General features: G+C 69.7%; 20 protein-coding genes, 1 tRNA gene and 1 pseudogene. 10 read left to right on the forward strand and 12 right to left on the reverse strand.

Annotated features, from left to right (window positions below; translation table 11 throughout):
• Window positions 1–42: 42 nt before the first annotated feature.
• From QM634_RS04165 to QM634_RS04180, 4 genes are read right to left on the reverse strand one after another with little or no spacing between them, the layout of a single operon-like run.
• Window positions 43–204 (reverse strand): hypothetical protein, encoded by a 162-nt coding sequence (locus QM634_RS04165; protein ID WP_415041513.1) that lies wholly within the window; start codon window positions 202–204, stop codon window positions 43–45.
• A complete protein-coding gene (locus QM634_RS04170) occupies window positions 204–1,106 on the reverse strand; it encodes a mechanosensitive ion channel family protein (RefSeq protein ID WP_415041514.1) in 903 nt (300 codons plus the stop codon). The genes QM634_RS04165 and QM634_RS04170 overlap by 1 nt, the downstream gene beginning before the upstream one ends.
• Window positions 1,096–2,223: a peptide chain release factor 2 gene (gene prfB, locus QM634_RS04175; protein ID WP_415041515.1), complete on the reverse strand. Its 1,128-nt coding sequence runs from the start codon at window positions 2,221–2,223 to the stop codon at window positions 1,096–1,098. Before prfB ends, QM634_RS04170 begins: the two co-directional genes overlap by 11 nt.
• A 25-nt stretch (window positions 2,224–2,248) precedes the next feature.
• On the reverse strand, window positions 2,249–2,596 hold the full coding sequence (locus tag QM634_RS04180; protein WP_415041516.1) for a hypothetical protein: 348 nt from the start codon (window positions 2,594–2,596) through the stop codon (window positions 2,249–2,251).
• Between the two features lie 20 nt (window positions 2,597–2,616).
• On the opposite strand from QM634_RS04180, the gene hisN reads away from it, so the two are divergent.
• Window positions 2,617–3,390, forward strand: coding sequence for a histidinol-phosphatase (gene hisN / locus QM634_RS04185; protein ID WP_415041517.1), 774 nt, complete (start codon window positions 2,617–2,619; stop codon window positions 3,388–3,390).
• A gap of 50 nt (window positions 3,391–3,440) precedes the next feature.
• Window positions 3,441–5,081 carry an FMN-binding glutamate synthase family protein gene (locus QM634_RS04190; protein WP_415041518.1) on the forward strand — a complete coding sequence of 547 codons (1,641 nt, stop codon included), beginning with the start codon at window positions 3,441–3,443 and terminating at the stop codon, window positions 5,079–5,081.
• Here QM634_RS04190 and QM634_RS04195 read toward each other — a convergent pair.
• Window positions 5,078–5,587 (reverse strand): ABZJ_00895 family protein, encoded by a 510-nt coding sequence (locus tag QM634_RS04195; protein WP_415041519.1) that lies wholly within the window; start codon window positions 5,585–5,587, stop codon window positions 5,078–5,080. The genes QM634_RS04190 and QM634_RS04195 overlap by 4 nt on opposite strands.
• Window positions 5,588–5,626: 39 nt before the next feature.
• Between QM634_RS04195 and QM634_RS04200 the strand changes: the two genes are divergently transcribed.
• Window positions 5,627–6,406: an SIR2 family NAD-dependent protein deacylase gene (locus tag QM634_RS04200; protein ID WP_415041520.1), complete on the forward strand. Its 780-nt coding sequence runs from the start codon at window positions 5,627–5,629 to the stop codon at window positions 6,404–6,406.
• Window positions 6,407–6,416: 10 nt separating this feature from the next.
• Here the strand turns inward: QM634_RS04200 and QM634_RS04205 are convergent, their stop codons facing one another.
• Together QM634_RS04205 and QM634_RS04210 are read right to left on the reverse strand one after the other, a co-directional pair.
• The gene (locus tag QM634_RS04205) at window positions 6,417–7,076 is read right to left on the reverse strand and encodes an MBL fold metallo-hydrolase (RefSeq protein WP_415041521.1); all 660 of its coding nucleotides are present in this window, start codon (window positions 7,074–7,076) and stop codon (window positions 6,417–6,419) included.
• A 3-nt stretch (window positions 7,077–7,079) separates the two neighbouring features.
• Window positions 7,080–7,562 carry a DUF2752 domain-containing protein gene (locus QM634_RS04210; RefSeq protein WP_415041522.1) on the reverse strand — a complete coding sequence of 161 codons (483 nt, stop codon included), beginning with the start codon at window positions 7,560–7,562 and terminating at the stop codon, window positions 7,080–7,082.
• A gap of 152 nt (window positions 7,563–7,714) precedes the next feature.
• On the opposite strand from QM634_RS04210, the gene QM634_RS04215 reads away from it, so the two are divergent.
• Complete coding sequence (locus QM634_RS04215; protein ID WP_415041523.1) at window positions 7,715–9,079, forward strand: acyl-CoA dehydrogenase family protein; 1,365 nt, start codon at window positions 7,715–7,717, stop codon at window positions 9,077–9,079.
• A 30-nt stretch (window positions 9,080–9,109) separates the two neighbouring features.
• Window positions 9,110–10,327, forward strand: coding sequence for an acyl-CoA dehydrogenase family protein (locus QM634_RS04220; RefSeq protein ID WP_415041524.1), 1,218 nt, complete (start codon window positions 9,110–9,112; stop codon window positions 10,325–10,327).
• Between the two features lie 63 nt (window positions 10,328–10,390).
• Here the strand turns inward: QM634_RS04220 and QM634_RS04225 are convergent, their stop codons facing one another.
• A complete protein-coding gene (locus tag QM634_RS04225) occupies window positions 10,391–11,074 on the reverse strand; it encodes a hypothetical protein (RefSeq protein WP_415041525.1) in 684 nt (227 codons plus the stop codon).
• Window positions 11,075–11,174: 100 nt separating this feature from the next.
• Between QM634_RS04225 and QM634_RS04230 the strand changes: the two genes are divergently transcribed.
• The 3 genes from QM634_RS04230 (at window position 11,175) to QM634_RS04240 (ending at window position 12,303) form a co-directional block, all read left to right on the forward strand.
• Entirely contained in the window at window positions 11,175–11,642 is a 468-nt protein-coding gene (locus QM634_RS04230) for an SRPBCC family protein (RefSeq protein ID WP_415041526.1), read from the forward strand.
• A gap of 63 nt (window positions 11,643–11,705) precedes the next feature.
• A tRNA-Met gene (locus QM634_RS04235) sits at window positions 11,706–11,779 on the forward strand.
• Window positions 11,780–11,841: 62 nt separating this feature from the next.
• Window positions 11,842–12,303 (forward strand): SRPBCC family protein, encoded by a 462-nt coding sequence (locus QM634_RS04240; protein WP_415041527.1) that lies wholly within the window; start codon window positions 11,842–11,844, stop codon window positions 12,301–12,303.
• Here the strand turns inward: QM634_RS04240 and QM634_RS04245 are convergent.
• The 3 genes from QM634_RS04245 to ppk2 are packed head-to-tail and all read right to left on the reverse strand — an operon-like array spanning window position 12,300 to window position 14,481.
• A complete protein-coding gene (locus tag QM634_RS04245) occupies window positions 12,300–12,740 on the reverse strand; it encodes a nitroreductase/quinone reductase family protein (protein ID WP_415041528.1) in 441 nt (146 codons plus the stop codon). The two genes, QM634_RS04240 and QM634_RS04245, sit on opposite strands and share 4 nt — an antisense overlap.
• 18 nt (window positions 12,741–12,758) lie before the next feature.
• Complete coding sequence (locus QM634_RS04250; RefSeq protein ID WP_415041529.1) at window positions 12,759–13,550, reverse strand: crotonase/enoyl-CoA hydratase family protein; 792 nt, start codon at window positions 13,548–13,550, stop codon at window positions 12,759–12,761.
• A gap of 10 nt (window positions 13,551–13,560) precedes the next feature.
• Window positions 13,561–14,481: a polyphosphate kinase 2 gene (ppk2, locus tag QM634_RS04255; protein ID WP_415041532.1), complete on the reverse strand. Its 921-nt coding sequence runs from the start codon at window positions 14,479–14,481 to the stop codon at window positions 13,561–13,563.
• Window positions 14,482–14,621: 140 nt separating this feature from the next.
• Between ppk2 and QM634_RS04260 the strand changes: the two genes are divergently transcribed.
• Window positions 14,622–15,125 carry a PH domain-containing protein gene (locus tag QM634_RS04260; RefSeq protein WP_415041530.1) on the forward strand — a complete coding sequence of 168 codons (504 nt, stop codon included), beginning with the start codon at window positions 14,622–14,624 and terminating at the stop codon, window positions 15,123–15,125.
• Window positions 15,106–16,599 carry a PH domain-containing protein gene (locus tag QM634_RS04265; protein ID WP_415041531.1) on the forward strand — a complete coding sequence of 498 codons (1,494 nt, stop codon included), beginning with the start codon at window positions 15,106–15,108 and terminating at the stop codon, window positions 16,597–16,599. The genes QM634_RS04260 and QM634_RS04265 overlap by 20 nt, the downstream gene beginning before the upstream one ends.
• A gap of 10 nt (window positions 16,600–16,609) precedes the next feature.
• Here the strand turns inward: QM634_RS04265 and QM634_RS04270 are convergent.
• Window positions 16,610–16,767: pseudogene (locus QM634_RS04270) on the reverse strand (mammalian cell entry protein); the annotation flags it as partial.

The raw sequence follows: 16,767 nt of genomic DNA on the forward strand, positions 1-16,767 counted from the left end.
GTGTAGCCAGCGGAACTGAGTGCGCCTCTCAGGCGCGCCGCCCTATCGGGCGGGTGCGGAAGGCGCCGGTTCGACGGTGACCGTGGGGTTCGGCGGGGCGTCGCTCTCGTCGTCGACGCCGCCGGAGAGGTAGACGAAGAGCAGGACCACGAACGCGACGACCAGCAGAACGGTCGTCAGCCGTTTGGCGTAGCGCGGCGACATCAGGCGTCCTCCCCTTCCGGGGCGTCCGGGCGGTAACCGGCCCGCACCCCGATGTCATCCTTGCGCAACGCCTCGATGAGGTAAACCCGCAGATCGCGGGTCACTTCGAACTGTTTGCCCGGCAGCGTGCGCGCCACGACGCGGACCGTGTAGGTGTCGTCGGCCATCGCGGTCACCCCGAGGGGCGTGGGCGCGTCCAACAGCAGCTTCCCGTAGCGCTTGTCCGCACGGAAGGCCTCGCCCGCCGCGGCGAGCTTCTCGTTGACGACGGTCAGGTCGGCGTTCTGTGCGAAGGCGATGTCGACGACGGCGCGCGCCCAGTCGCGCGACTGGTTGGTGGCGGAGATCACCTGCCCGTTGGGCACGGTGACGAGCTCGCCGTCGGTGGTGCGCAGGCGCGTGGCGCGCAGCGTGATGTCCTCGACGTGCCCCTCGGCGACGACTCCCCCGGTCAGGGTGAGACGGACCAGGTCCCCGTAGCCGTACTGCTTCTCGGTGACGACGAAGAAGCCGGCCAGCAGGTCCTGCACGACGCGCTGTGCACCGAAGCCGACGGCCGCGCCGATCACGGCGCCGGGCCCCACGAGCCCGGCCACGGGAACGCCGAGCAGGGCGAGGATCCGCAGGCCGACGATGAAGGCGATGGCCGAGATCACGGCCCACCGGACGACCTGCAGCACCGCACGCAGGTGCTTGGCCTCTTCGGCCAGCACGATGGCGTCGCCGCCCTTGGCCTTGGTCGCGACCCGGTGCTCGATCCGGCCGAGGACCCAGTTCACGGCTTGCGCGACGAGGATTCCGCCGATCACCCAGAGTGCGATCGGCACGCCGCTGTCGGTCAGCCAGTGCCAGACGCGCTCGAGCGACCGCGACGCGGTGTGGGAGAGCCGATCACTGCTCATCGGCGTTGTCCCCGCCGGCCATGCGCCAGCGGATCCCGGCCTCGATGAACGAGTCGAGGTCGCCGTCGAGGACGGCGGCGGGGTTGTTGTTCTCGACGTTGGTGCGCAGGTCCTTCACCATTTGGTACGGGTGCAGGACATACGACCGCATCTGATTGCCCCAGCTCGACCCACCGTCGCCCTTGAGCGCGTCCATCTCGGCGCGCTCCTCGGCGCGCTTGCGCTCGAGCAGCTTGGCCTGCAGGACGCGCATCGCCGACGCCTTGTTCTGCAGCTGGCTCTTCTCGTTCTGACAGGTGACGACGATCCCGGTCGGCAGGTGGGTCAGGCGGACCGCCGAGTCGGTGGTGTTCACCGACTGGCCGCCCGGACCCGACGAACGGTAGACGTCGACCTTCAGGTCGTTCTCGTCGATGTCGATGTGGTCGGTCGTCTCCACCACCGGCAGCACCTCGACCTCGGCAAAGGAGGTCTGACGGCGGCCCTGGTTGTCGAAGGGGCTGATGCGCACCAGGCGGTGGGTGCCCTGCTCGACCGACAGCGTGCCGTACATGTAGGGCGCCTTGACCGCGAAGGTCGCGCTCTTGATGCCCGCCTCTTCGGCGTAGGACGTGTCGTAGACCTCGACGCCGTAGCCGTGCGCGTCGGCCCAGCGGGTGTACATGCGCATCAGCATCTGCGCCCAGTCGGCCGCGTCGACACCACCGGCGCCCGAGCGGATGTTCACCAGGGCGTCGCGCTGGTCGTACTCCCCGGCGAGCATCGTCTTGACTTCCATCGCCTCGATGTCGGCCCGCAGCGACGCGCGCTCGGCGTCCGCGTCGGCCAGGGCGGCGGTCTTGTCGTCACCCTCTTCGGCGTCGGCCAGCTCGTAGTGGACGGGCAGGTCGTCCAGGCGCTGGCGCAGCTCACTGACCCGGCGCAGCTCTGCCTGGGCGTGCGAGAGGGCGCTGGTGACCTGTTGGGCGTGGTCCTGGTCGTTCCACAGCTCGGGATCGGAGGCCTTCTGCTCCAGCTCGTCGATCCGGCTGCGCAGCTCGTCGAGGTCGAGGACCTTCTCGACCGTCGTCAACGTCGCGTCGAGGGATTCCAGGTCGGCGGTTACATCGGGCTGCACGGGAAACCAGCCTACCGCCCCGGGTTTATCGGCCCTCGGCGAGCAGGACCCAGGATTCGGCGGGCTTGCGCGGGTTGTACCGCACCGGCAGGTCCTGGCCGATCTGCGGCCAGGGCGCGCTGAACTGCTGGGTGAACTGGCCGTACACCTCGGTCGGCGCGATATCGGCGCCCATGATGGTGCCCGAGAGCGTCATGAACACGTTTCCGGCGCCGTCGGCCTGGGCGGGGCGCTCGCTCACCCCGGTCACGGTGATCGTGCCGCTGCTCATCTCGGCCAGCTTGGCCGCAGAGGGTCCGCGCCCCCGCATTCCGATCACCAGGGCGACAACAGTCGCCGCCATCACGGCCGCAGCGAGCAAGGCGAACACCATGACCGATACCCTAGGTCCTCATGGCCGACCTAGCCACCGCCTTGGAACTCGCCGACGCCGCCGATGCCCTCACGCTCCCCCGCTTCGGCGCCGTCGACCTGTCGGTGAGCACCAAACCCGACCTCACACCCGTCTCCGACGCCGACCTCGCCTGCGAGACGATGCTGCGCGAGCGGATCAGCACCGCCCTTCCCGACGACCGGATCATGGGCGAGGAGTTCGGCGGCGACGCGATGGCCGTCGGCCGCCAGTGGGTGATCGACCCGATCGACGGCACCAAGAACTTTGTCCGCGGCGTGCCCGTGTGGGCGACACTCATCGCGCTGCTCGACGACGGCGTCCCGATCGTCGGCGTCGTCTCGGCACCCGCCCTGGGTCGCCGGTGGTGGGCTTCGGCCGGGGCGGGGGCCTTCACCCAGGGTCCCGGCGACGACGAGCCGCGCCGCATCACGGTGTCGTCGGTGGCCTCGCTGACCGATGCGAGCCTGGCGTTCTCCAGCCTCTCCGGCTGGGCCGACCGCGGCCTGCGCGAGCAGTTCGTCGGCCTCACCGACGACGTCTGGCGCGTGCGCGGCTACGGCGACTTCTGGAACTACTGCCTCGTCGCCGAGGGCGCGGTGGACATCGCCGCCGAGCCCGAGGTCTCCCTGTGGGACCTGGCCGCCGTCGACGTGCTGGTGCGCGAGGCCGGTGGGCGGTTCACCAACCTCGACGGCACGCCCGGCCCGCGCGGCGGCAGTGCCGTGGCGAGCAATGGAATTCTGCACGACGAGGTGCTGAACAAACTGCGCTGATCTGCGTGTTCGGCTGACGCGGCCCATCGGCGGTGCCACGATTGGGCTTCATGAGGTGGCTCGCCGTCTTCGCTGTTTTCGTCGTCGCCGTCGGGCTGGCCGTGCTCGGCTGGCTGACCCACGGATGGCCGTGGTGGGTGGTATCCGGCGGGGTGGCCGCACTCGGCGGGCTCGGGGTCTACGACCTGCTCCAGACGGCCCACTCGGTGACCCGCAACTACCCGATCCTGGGACACATGCGGTTCCTCCTGGAGGAGATCCGTCCGGAGGTCCGGCAGTACTTCATCGAGTCCAACATCGAGGGCCGGCCCTTCGACCGCGAGCTGCGCGACCTGGTCTACGACCGCGCCAAGGGCAACCACGGCGAGGAGCCCTTCGGGACGCAGCGCGACGTCAACGCCGTCGGCTACGAATTCGTCGTCCACTCGCTGCGCGCCAAGCCCAAGCCGGACGGACCACAGCCGCGGGTCCGGCTCGGCGGGCCGCGCTGCACCAAGCCCTACGACATCGCGCTGATGAACGTGTCGGCGATGAGTTTCGGCTCGTTGTCGGGCAACGCGATCGAGGCCCTGAACGGCGGCGCGGCGCTCGGCGGGTTCGCCCACGACACCGGCGAGGGGTCGATCAGCGTCTACCACCGCAAACACGGCGGCGACCTGATCATGGAGGTCGCCTCGGGCTACTTCGGCTGCCGCACCCCCGACGGGCATTTCGATCCCGAGAAGTTCGCCGAGCGCGCGCGACTGGACCAGGTCAAGGCGATCAACATCAAGCTCTCGCAGGGCGCGAAGCCGGGGCTGGGCGGGCTCCTCCCCGGCTCCAAGGTCAATGCCGAGGTCGCCGCCGCCCGCGGCGTCGAGGTGGGGACGACGGTCGTGTCCCCGCCGGCACACAACGCGTTTCACACCCCGATCGAGTTGATGGAGTTCATCGAGCAGCTCCGCGGACTGTCGGGCGGCAAGCCCGTCGGCTTCAAGCTGTGCATCGGCTCCAAGCGCGAGTTCCTGGCGCTCTGCAAGGGCATGCTCGCCACGGACATCACACCGGACTTCATCATCGTCGACGGTTCCGAGGGCGGCACCGGCGCCGGACCGGTCGAGTTCGAGGACCACGTGGGCATGCCGCTGACCGAGGCGCTGATGTTCGTGCACAACTCGCTGGTCGGAGTCGGCCTGCGCGAGCAGATCCGGATCGGCGCGAGCGGCAAGGTCGCCACCGGCATCGACATCGTCAAGCGCATCTGCCAGGGCGCAGACTTCACCATGTCGGCGCGGGCGATGATGTTCGCGATCGGCTGCATCCAGGCCCAGAAGTGCCACACCAACACGTGCCCGGTCGGCGTCGCGACGCAGGACCCGGCGCGGGCCCGCGCGCTCGTCGTCGAGGACAAGATCCAGCGCGTCTACCAGTACCAGGACCGGACGGTGAACTCCGCGATGCAACTCGTGGCGTCGATGGGCCTGGACTCCTTCGACCAGCTCACCCCGCGCCGCCTGTTCCGCCGCGTCGACCCGCAGGTCACCATGCGCTACGAGGATCTGTACGAGTGGCTCGAGCACCGCGAGTTGATCACCCACCCGCCGGCGGCATGGCACCGGGATTGGGTGACGGCCTCACCGGAGACCTTCGACCCGGTGGAGGTCGCCGACCTGATCGAGCCGATCGACGCCGAGGAGCTCGACCTCGACTAGTCCTGTCGGCGGGCCTTCTCGGCTTCTTTGGCCGCGAGACGTTCCTGCTGACGAAGGCGGTTGCGCAGTGAGCGCTTCGGCCAGAACGAGTAGGCGGCCAGGAGCAGCACGAAGGACACGATCAGCGTGACGGCCGCGATGGCGGCGAGCGCACCCACTCCGATCTCGTCGAGGAACCCTCCCGGGTCCCCGCCGGATGCGAGCAGCAGGATGCCGCCGGCGACGACCGCCCAGGCCACCGTGACCCCGAACGACCACCAGATCAGCCACCACTTCTCGTCGCGCGTCGGCACCCGCAGGTGGTCACCGATGAAGCGGTCGGCGGTGAGCATCGCGGCAAAGTAGGGCACCAACATGCTGACGCTGCCCAGACCGCTGCCGCCGATCACCGCACCGAGGATTCCGACGACGATGTTCATGACGATCGACGCGCCCAGGAACCACCAGAGATAGCGCCACATCGGCACGGTCAGCGGTTGGGCGGTGGTCACGTCGTTCTCGGTCACGCGCCCACCGTAGCGTGCGCGTCGGGCAGACTCGGCACCATGACCGACCGGCCGGAGATCCCCGCCGACGTCGCCGAGCTCATCCGCGACGCCGCGCACATCACCGTGTTCACCGGCGCCGGCGTCTCCGCCGAGAGTGGGATCGCGACCTTCCGCGGTTCCGACGACAGCCTGTGGGGGCGCTTCGACCCGATGATGCTGGCCTCGATCGACGGCTGGGAGGCCGACCGCGACCTGGTGTGGGGCTGGTACGCCTGGCGGATCGGGCAGCTCGGCGACGTCGAGCCGAATGACGGTCACCGTGCACTGGCCGACCTCGCCACCGCCGAGCGCACCGTCGAAGTCGTGACGCAGAACGTCGACGACCTGCACGAACGCGCCGGATCCACGGTCGTCAGCCACCTGCACGGACGGATCGACGCGCTGCGTTGTTCGGTGTGCCGGGCGCCCTACGACGGGGCCGTCGCGCGCCCGCAGGGCGAGCCGTTCGACGACTCCCCGGACTCGCTGCGCCTGTCGCCCCCGACCTGTGCCGTCTGCGGGGGTGCGGTGCGACCGGGCGTCGTGTGGTTCGGCGAGATGCTCCCGCAGGACCAGTGGCGTACGGCGCTCGACTCCTTCGACCGGTGCGACCTGGTGCTGGTCGTGGGGACCAGCGGGATCGTCTATCCGGCGGCCGGATTGCCCGAGGAGGCCGCCCGGCGCGGCGTGCCGATCATCGAGGTCAATCCGGAGCCGTCCGGGCTGAGCGCCCTGGCGTCACACTCGATCCGGTCGACCGCGGCCGTCGCCCTGCCCGCGATCGCCGACGCCCTCTAGCCGCCTGGTTCTAGAACTCGACCGTCGCCCCCGGCTCGACGACGGTGAACTCGGTGCCGGGTTTGCGCATCTCGGCCAGTCGCGCGTTGTGGATCCCGGCCCCCGCCGGCGACAGCACGCCCTGGTGGATCGGGAACGCCGCGGCTGGTTCGACGCCGCGCAGGTAGTCGACGGACTCGGACAGCTTCATCCAGGGCGCGGCCGCGGGCAGCGCCAGCACCTCGACCTTCGTGAACGGGAGGTAGAAGGAGTCACCCGGGTGCAGCAGCATCCCCGGCCGGTCCTGCGTCCCCACCAGGTAGGCGATGTTGTCGATCACCGGCAGCTCCGGGTGGATGACCGCGTGTCGCCCGCCGGTGGCCCGCACGGTCAGCGGACCGACCGTGAAGCGCTGCCCGGCGTGCGCGTCCTGCCAGCTCCCGAACCGCGGGTCGGCGCCCAGCTGCGCGGCCGTCTGTGGATCGCACCAGCGCTGGGCGTCGGGGTTGGCCGCGACGAGGTCGGGCAACCGGGCGACATCTGCGTGGTCGGGGTGCTGGTGGGTGATCAAGACGGCGTCGAGTCCGGTGAGTGATTCGAAACCGGACGAGAGGTTGCCCGGGTCGAACAGGATGCGCGTCCCGTCGAGGTCGGCGAGGAAGCAGGAGTGCCCGAAGGAGGTGATCTTCATGGGTCAGGTGATGGTCGGGAACCAGCCCAGGTCGGCGCCGGCGGAGATCATCCGCGCGATGCCGTAGGCCACCCAGGCGAAGACGAAGACGAGCACCGGCTTGCTGGTGAGCATGTCGGACCATCTACTCAACGCCTGACTTCGACCGGTCGCGATGACCCACAGGGCGATCGCGACCGTCGCGACCAGCGCCGTGAAGAGCACGGGTCCGACCAGGTTGTAGCCGAAGGCCTGCGACACGTCGCCGTGCGCCAGCATCACGAAGCTGCGCGTCAGGCCGCAGCCGGGGCACGGCAGGCCGGTCAGATGGCGGAAGAGACACGTGCCCGAACCGCTGGTGACGCCCGTCGTCGACCACGCCGCGGCGAGGCCCAAGACGGCCGATCCACCGACCGCGACGCCGATCGCCGGGAGCCGTCGGCGCAGGCCGGACGGTGCCGGCACGGCATGCGCGTGCACGTGCGCCGGGGCACTGGGAGCGGTCATGCGACCAGGGTACCGCCCCCTGTCGACAACACTCCTTACCCTGGAGTAAGGTCTGTTCTTACTAGCGAGTAAGAAGCCCGCTAAGCGGCCGCCGCCCCGGTACGTCCGACGGGGGTCGTTCACAGTTCCTCCAGAACAGGTAGCAGCGATTCATGACGAACACTGAACCCCGCGACACCTCCTCCGTCGGCAAGGGCAAGCACAAGCGCACCCCCATCGGCGTGGCCATGGGTGCGCTCACCAAGGTCACCGGATCTGAGATCGCCGAGAAGTTCGGCCTCCGTGAACCGCTCAACCGCGTCGCCTACGAGGGCACCAAGACCGGATTCCGCACCCTCGGCGCCGCCAACCGCGCGTTCACCAAGGCCACCGGCGACGGCAAGGCGAAGCGCCCCGCGGTCGCCGGCAAGGGCCTGTTCAACCTGACCCCCGACGACGAGCAGCAGATGATCGCGGACACGGTGAAGGACTTCGCCTCCTCGGTCGTGCGGCCGGCCGCCTACGAGGCCGACGCGAAGGCCGAGGCACCCGCCGAGATCCTCGAGCGCTCGGCCGAGCTCGGCATCACGATGATCAACGTCCCCGAGGAGTACGACGGTGCGGCCGCCGAGCGCGGCGTCGTGACCAACGCGCTCGTCGCCGAGGCGATGGCCTACGGCGACATGGGTCTGGCCGTGCCACTGCTGGCCCCCAGCGGCGTCGCCACCACGCTGACCAACTTCGGCTCCGACGAGCAGCAGGCCACCTATCTGCCCGACTTCGCCGGCGACAACGTGCCGCAGTCGGCCGTGGTCATCGCCGAGCCCAAGCCGCTCTTCGACGCGTTCAGCCTCTCGACCAAGGCCACCCGGGTGCCCAGCGGCTACCAGCTCAACGGCGTGAAGTCCTTCGTGCCGGCCGCCGGTTCCTCCGAGCTGTTCATCGTCGGCGCCGAGCTCGACGGTCGTCCGGCCCTGTTCGTCGTCGAGTCCGACACCAAGGGCCTCTCCGTCGAGGCCGACCCGGGCATGGGCCTGCGTGCCGCCGGCATGGGCCGCCTGCTGCTCAAGGACGTCGCCGTCCCGTCGAGCGCCATCATCGGCGGCACCGAGGGCGACGAGGCCTTCGCCGCCTACCGCGACGTCGTGCGCCTCTCGCGCCTGGGCTGGGCCGCACTGGCCGCCGGCACCGGCCGCGCGGTCCTCGACTACGTGATCCCCTACGTGAACGAGCGCGAGGCGTTCGGCGAGCCGATCTCCAACCGCCAGGCGGTCGCCTTCATGGTCGCCACCATCGCCACCGAGCTCGACGGTCTGCGCCTGGTCACCCTGCGCGGCGCCTCCCGCGCCGAGCAGGGCCTGTCCTTCGCGCGCGAATCCGCCCTGGCCCGCAAGCTGACCATCGACAAGGGCCTGCAGATCGGCCTCGACGGGATCCAGCTGCTCGGCGGCCACGGCTTCACCAAGGAGCACCCGGTGGAGCGCTGGTACCGCGACCTGCGCGGCGCCGGCCTCGGCGAGGGGATCGTCGTCCTCTAAGGACGACGATCAGGACAGAGGGAACAACCCATGGCTATCAGTCTCGAACTCCCCAAGAAGTTCGCCGCCAACATCGACCAGGCCAAGCAGGCGTCGTTGGAGGTCTTCCGACCGATCTCGCGCAAGTACGACCGCGCAGAGCACTCCTACCCGGTCGAACTCGACACCATCGCGGCCCTGTACGACGGCCTCGCCGCCGCCGGCCAGGCCGGTGCCGGTGCCGCGGGCGGTCGCGGTGACGAGAAGAAGCAGGTGCCCGAGGGCGCCGTCGTCAACGGCGGCAACATGTCGGCGGTCCTCAACTCGATCTGGGCCTCGTACGGCGACGTCGGCCTGATGCTGTCCATCCCGTACCAGGGTCTGGGCAATTCGGCGATCGCCGCGGTCGCCACCGACGAACAGCTCGAGCGCTTCGGCAAGGTGTGGGCCGCCATGGCCATCACCGAGCCCAGCTTCGGCTCGGACTCCTCCGCCGTCACCACGACCGCCACCCTCGACGGTGACGAGTACGTGATCAACGGCGAGAAGATCTTCGTGACCGCGGGCTCGCGCGCCACCCACATCGTCGTGTGGGCGAGCGTCGACAAGAGCCTCGGCCGCGCCGCGATCAAGTCGTTCGTCGTGCCGCGCGAGCACCCCGGCGTCACCATCGAGCGCCTGGAGGAGAAGCTCGGCATCCGTGCGTCGGACACCGCGGTGATCCGTTTCGAGAACTGCCGCATCCCCAAGGACAACCTGCTGGGCTCCCCCGAGGTCGACGTCAAGAAGGGCTTCGGCGGGGTCATGCAGACCTTCGACAACACCCGTCCGCTGGTCGCCGGCATGGCCGTCGGCGTCGCCCGCGCCGCGTTGGAGGAGCTGCGCAAGATCCTGGAGGAGAACGGGATCGAGATCGACTACGACCGTCCCGCGATCGACCAGCCCGCCGCGGCCGCCGAGTTCATCCGGCTCGAGGCCGAGTACGAGTCGTCGTACCTGCTCACCCTGCGGGCCGGCTGGATGGCCGACAACAAGCAGCCGAACTCGATGGAGGCGTCGATGTCGAAGGCCAAGGCCGGCCGCAGCGTCAACGACATCACCAACAAGGCGGTCGAGCTGGCCGGCACGTTCGGCTACTCCGAGCGGACCCTGCTGGAGAAGTGGGCCCGCGACTCGAAGATCCTGGACATCTTCGAGGGCACCCAGCAGATCCAGCAGCTGATCATCTCGCGCCGCCTGCTCGACAAGAGCAGCGCCGAACTCAAGTGAGCTAGCGACAAACGACGAGGGGCCGGGAGAACAATCTCCCGGCCCCTCGTCGTGGTCGGTGCGTCAGGCGGGCAGGTCGCCGCCGGTCGGCTGACCGGGCGCCTGCTGTCCCGGTGCCTGCTGACCGGGCGTCGGAACACCCGGGGTCTGCAGGCCCGGCGTGGTCGGGCGCGGGGTGCGCAGCCACGGCGGCACGACGCCGTCGTTGCCACTGCCACCGCCACTGCGCGGACCACGGTCGTTCCAGTAGCCGCGACCCCAGTCGCCGTCGTCGCCGCCGGGACCGCGTCGCGGGCCCCACCACTGGTCGTCACGGTCGTACCGGTCGCCATAGCGATCGCCGTACCGGTCGCGGTTCCACTTGCGGTCTCCGTCGTCCCACCGCTTGTGGTGGCCGGGGCGGTAGCCGCCGTCGTCCGATCCGGACGTGCCGAAGTAGCCGAGCGCGAAGCCCCCGCCCAGACCGATCACGAGGCTGAGGAGCGAGGCCGCGATCACCGTCGACGCGAGGTGCTCTTTCCACCAGTTGCCCTTGGGCTCAGCCGCTCCAGCGACCGGCGGCACCTGGTGCCCGGCGAGCGGGGCCGTGACCGGCTGCGGGATCTCCGCGGTCGGCGCGGCCGCGGCGGGCGGGGTCGTGGTGGCCGTGGTGGCCGCCTGCGTGGCCTCGGTGGCGGCGGTGTCCGCAGCTGCGGCAGCCTTGTCGGCGGCCTTCTTGGCCGTCTTCTTGGTGGGCTTGTCGGTCATAGACGCTTCCTCTCACTGAAGTGCAATTTCCACAATGCCCGCAAATCCGGCGAAGTGCACTAATCCCTCAAGGAATCTTCAGGATTGATAACCTGCGGCCATGTCGAGCACTGCACCCACCGTATCCGTGGAGACGTCGATCGACGCGTCCGCCGACACCGTGTACGCCCTCCTGACCGATTTGCCCACGCTCGCCGAACTCGGTGAGGAGATCGACGAGATGCGCTGGATCCGCGGCGACTCGGCGGCGGTGGGCAACGTGTTCCGCGGCCGCAACCGCAACGGCCGACACCGGTGGAGCACGACGTGCACCGTCACCGACGCGGCTCCGACCAGCGTGTTCGCCTGGGACGTCACCAGCCTGGGGCTGCCGATCGCCCGCTGGCGCTACGACATCACCCCCACCTCCGGCGGCTGCACGGTCGTGGAGAGCATGTGGGACCGACGACCGGGATTCCTGACGCACACCGCCCACCTGCTCACCGGGATCCGCGACCGGGAGACCGCCAATGCCGAGCACATGCGCGCGACGCTCGAGCGGTTGACGGCGCGCGCCGAGGGCTTGTGACTTCCTTCACCGGTAACCGATTTGCACGCCCGTGCGACTCGCCGGTAACGTGGTGTTCACCGACGCGGGGTGGAGCAGCTCGGTAGCTCGCTGGGCTCATAACCCAGAGGTCGCAGGTTCAAATCCTGTCCCCGCTACGAGGAAAGGCCCCTCACCAGGCACACGCCCGGTGAGGGGCCTTTTTCGCTACGGTGGGGCCATGCTTGAGCCCGAGCACGACCCGTCGGTGATCGATCTGGGGATCTTCGTCGAGCAGCCGCCGGAGGTCGCCTGGCGGGCCCTGACGCAGCCGGAGTCGCTCGCGCGGTGGCTCTCGCCGACCATCGGTTTCGAGCCCGTCGTCGGGACCACGTTCATCGTGCAGGTCGAGGTGCCGGACAAACCGGCCGCCGAGATGGCCTGCCAGATCCTCGCGGCGGACGAGCCCAATCAGCTCACCTACAGTTGGACCGACCTGCGCGGCGACCCGCCCCGACGGTGGCTGATCGACTACCAGCTCCACCCGCACGGCCGCGGTACGCGGTTGATGTGGCATATGAGCGGTTTCGACATCGAGGACAAATACCAACGCTTCGCCCGCAACGGCATCGAGCGGTCGTGGGACAGGACCCTGCTGCCGAAACTGGCCGCCGAGATCAACGCCCTCGGCGCGTCGGACTAACGCGGCTCCAAGATCAACAGCGGGATCTGTCGGTCGGTGTTGCGCTGGTAGCCGGCATAGCCGCGGTAAACCTTGACCACGCGCGGCCACAGCGTCGCCCGCTCGTCGGCGGTCGCGGTCCGCGCGTGGAACGGCTTGGTCTCCCCGTCGACGGTGACACTCACGTCGGGGGTCGCCAACGCGTTCTTGTACCAGTCGGGGTGATCGCTGTGCCCGCCCTTGGAGGCGACGACGATGATCGTCCCGTCCTCCTGGATCGGACTGCTGAGCAGGTTGGCGTAGGGCTTGCCCGATTTGCGGCCCACGGTGTGCAGCTCGACGGGCAGCATGCCCATCACCGACTTCGGGAACCGGCCGCCGGTGACGGTGAGCAGTGTCCGGTGGCCGGTCTCCAGCAGCCAGGCGCCCGCCTCGGCGACACGATCAGAGGTGGTCATGGCTCAAGACTACGGCGGTCAGCGCCCGGTCCAGACCGGATCACGCTTCTGAGCGAAGGCCATCGGGCCCTCGAGGAAGTCGGCCGTGCCGGCGAGTCCGATGAACTCCTCGGCGTTGCGCTGCCAGATCGGGTCGGCCCAGTCCGATTCCGACGCACTCTCGCGCATCAGGCGCTTGCTGGCCTGCACGGCCAGCGGTGCGTTCTTGGCGATCTCGTCGGCGAGTTCGATCGCCGCGTCGAGGACCTTGTCGTCGGGGACGACGCGGTTGGCGATCCCCCACTGCAGCGCCTGTGCCGACGTGATCGGCCGACCGGTCAGGACGATCTCGGCGGCAATCTTCGGCGGCACCTGCTTGTGCAGGCGCAGCAGACCGCCGGCGCCCGCGATGAGGCCGCGCTTGACCTCGGGCAGTCCGAGGGTCGCACTCTCCGCGGCCACGACAAGGTCGCAGGACAGGACGATCTCGGTGCCGCCCCCGAGGGCGAAGCCGTTGACCGCCGCGATGATCGGCTTGTCGATGACGTGCTGCACGACGCCGGCGAAGCCGCGCTCGGGATGATCCGGGTCGTCGATGCCCTGTCCCGTGGCGATCGCCTTGAGGTCGGCGCCGGCGCAGAACGCGTCGCCGGTCCCGGTGATCACGCAGACCCACTGATCGGTGTCGCCGGCGAACTCGGCAAGGGCGTTGCCGAGCTGGACCGTGACGTCGCGGTTGACGGCGTTACGGGCCTTCGGGCGGTCGAGGGTCAGGACGGTGACGTGCTCGCGGCGCTCGATGCGCACGATGGTTTCGGGCTGCTCGCTCATGGGGAGCACCCTAGCCCGGATCGACGACCGGGAAGGTGCCCGACGGCGTTTCCCCCTCGTCGTAGACGTCCTTCGGCGAGCCGATGATCTTCGGATCGGGCTTGCCGACGACCTTGAAGTCCTTGTTGGGGTAGTCGAACTGCGACAACACCCAACGCATGGCCTCCAGACGGGCGCGCTTCTTGTCGTTGGACTTCACGACGGTCCACGGCGCGTGTGGCGTGTCCGTGTAGAAGAACATCGCCTCCTTCGCCTCGGTGTAGGCCTCCCACTTGTCCAGCGACGCGAGGTCGGTCGGCGACAGCTTCCACTGCTTGACCCGGTCGGTGGAACGCGACACGAAGCGGGCGTGCTGCTCGGCGCGGCCAACCGAGAACCAGAACTTGATCAGGTGGATGCCGGAATTCACCAGCATCTGCTCGAACTCGGGCGCCGACCGGGTGAACTCGAGGTACTGCTGCGGGGTGCAATAGCCCATCACGCGCTCGACGCCGGCGCGGTTGTACCAGGACCGGTCGAACAGCACGATCTCCCCGGCGGCGGGCAGGTGCTGGACGTAGCGCTGGAAGTACCACTGGGTCTGCTCGCGGTCGGTCGGCTTCTCCAGCGCGACGACCCGCGCGCCACGAGGGTTGAGGTGTTCGGTGAAGCGCTTGATCGACCCGCCCTTCCCAGCCGCGTCACGACCCTCGAAGACGATGACGATCTTCTCCCCCGACTCCTTCACCCAGGCCTGAAGCTTGAGCAGCTCGATCTGGAGGCGGCGCTTCTCCCGCTCGTAGGTGCGCCGCGACATCTTCTTGTCGTAGGGGTAGCCCTGGCGCCAGGGGGCGTCGGGACCGTCGTCGGCGGGCTGCTTCTTGGCGGCCCGCTGCAGTTCGGCCAGTTCGTCGATCTCGGGCGTCACATCGATCTGGCCCGGGTCGGCCATCTGGTAGTCCTCGTCGAACGCCTCGGAGTGTTGGACGTTGTCGGTGCTCTCTGTCGCCATGGCGCTCAGTCTATGGGCAGCGGCGGCGCCCCGCCGTCCGAGGGGAACCGCGCAAACCGCCCACTGCCATACTGGCGGGGATGACTCACGAAACCCGAAATCTGACGCTGCGCGAGCCGGTCAATCGCGTCGAGGCGCGCGCCAAGACGCTGTGGCGGATCCCTCCGCTGCTGGTCGGCGTTCCGGTCACGATCGTCGCGGCCGTCGTGGCGCTGGCCGTCCCCGACATCCGCTGGCAGGCGGCCGCCGTCGCAGTCGTCGCGGTGCTGGTCACGGTGTTCTTCGCCGTCGTGGTGCCCGAGTGGCGCTATCGGTTCCACCGCTGGGAAGTTGCGCCCGAGGCGATCTACACCCAGTCCGGCTGGTTCACCCGCACGTCGGTGATCATCCCGGTGGCCCGCATCCAGGTCGTCGACACCGAGGCCGGACCGCTCGAGCAGCTCCTCCGACTCGCGACGCTGACCGTCACGACGGCGTCGTCGGCGGGGACCATCCACATCGTCGGCCTCGACGCCGAGGGGGCCCGACAGATCGCCGCCGACCTGACCACCGCGACTCAGGCACATGCCGGTGACGCGACCTGAGCCCGCGCCGCGCGCCGACCGCGCCGACGAGTGGCACCACCAGTCCCCCTGGATGATGGTGCTGCGCCCGATCAAGCAGCTGCCGCAGCTGATTCCGGTGGCCATCGCCGTGTTCGTCGCGGGCAGCGCGGCTCCGCTGATGACGCTGGGCGCGACGATGCTCGCGCTGGTGGTGCTGTCGGTGCTGCCGTGGCTCACCACCGAGTACCAGGTCACCGACGAGCACGTCCGGCTGCGGACCGGGTTGCTGAACCGCAAGGTCGCAACCGCTCGCCGCGACCGCATCCGCAGCGTCGACCTGACCGCGCCCGCGTTGCACCGGGTGCTGGGGCTGGAGAAGGTCGTCGTCGGCACCGGGAGCGACGAGGGGAAGGTCGAGCTCGACTGTGTGCCCGCGCCGTACGCCCGCGCCCTGCACGACTACCTGATGCCGACCGGCTCACCCGCATCGACCGATCCGACCACGACGGTCGCGGTCGCCGACCCGCCGCAGGTCCTGGCCCGGTTCCGCACCGACTGGCTGCGCTTCGCGCCATTCTCGCTGGGCGGGTTCGCGGCCGCGGCGGCCATCGTCGGTTTCGCCGTGCAATTCGCCATGCAGGCCAATCTCCTCGACCGCTTCGAGCGGACCGGCACCGCCGCGCTGTCCCGGCTCGCCGACGCTCCGCTCGGCCTGGTGGCGGGTATCGCCGCCGCGGCGGTGCTGGTGAGCGGTGCGGTGCTGTCGGTCGGCGGATACGTCCTCAACTACTGGGGGTTCACCCTCGCACGTCACCCGGATGCGACGCTGCGCGTGTCGCGGGGGCTGCTCACCACCTCTGCGACCAGCCTGGACGAGGTTCGGGTGCGCGGCGTCCACCTGCACGAACCGGTGCTGATGCGACCGTTGGGCGGGGCGCGCCTGTCGGCCATCGCCACGGGGTCGTCGAAGAGCCCACTCCTGCTTCCGCCGGCCCCGCGCGATGAAGCGGCGGCGGTGGCGGGTGCCGTCGCCAGTGGCGCCGACGAGCTCTCGGTACCCCTGGTCGGACACGGTCGGCCCGCTCGCCGTCGCCGGTTCACCCGGGCCGCGCTGGCCGGCCTGGTCCTGGCCGTCGTGCCCCTCGCCGCCGGCGTCGCCGGGTGGATCGGGCCGGCGGCCTCGATCGCACTGGCCGGTGTCGCCGTCGTGGCGATGACCGCGGTGGCCACGGTCCGCTATCGCCACCTGGGCACCCGCGTCACCGACCGACTGCTGATCATCGGGCCCCCGCGCATCGCCCGACACCGGTTCCTCGTCGAGCGGGACGGCATCGTCGGCTGGCAGCTGCGGGCGACGCCGTTCCAGCGTCGGCAACGGGTCGCCACGCTGATCCTGGCGACCGCGGCCGGTGCCGAGGCCTATCCGATGGTGGACCTGGCCGACGACGCAGCTGCGGCGGTGATGGTCGAGTCGACGCCCGAATTCGTCCGGCCGTTCCTCGCCGCCGACTGACGATCCGCGCTCAGCGCGGGTGCACGCCGAGCAGCCACGCGAGCTGCCACGCGAGCGGGTTGAGGTCGAGGCGGTCGGGATCCTTCTTCGGCTTGTTGTCCCACGGCTGGGCGATATGCGGATTGGCCAACGACGCCCGCGCCGCACCACGCACACCCGTCGGCGAAC

The sequence above is a fragment of the Gordonia sp. (in: high G+C Gram-positive bacteria) genome (genome assembly GCF_047606305.1).
In the GTDB taxonomy this organism is placed as follows: Bacteria; Actinomycetota; Actinomycetes; order Mycobacteriales; family Mycobacteriaceae; genus Gordonia.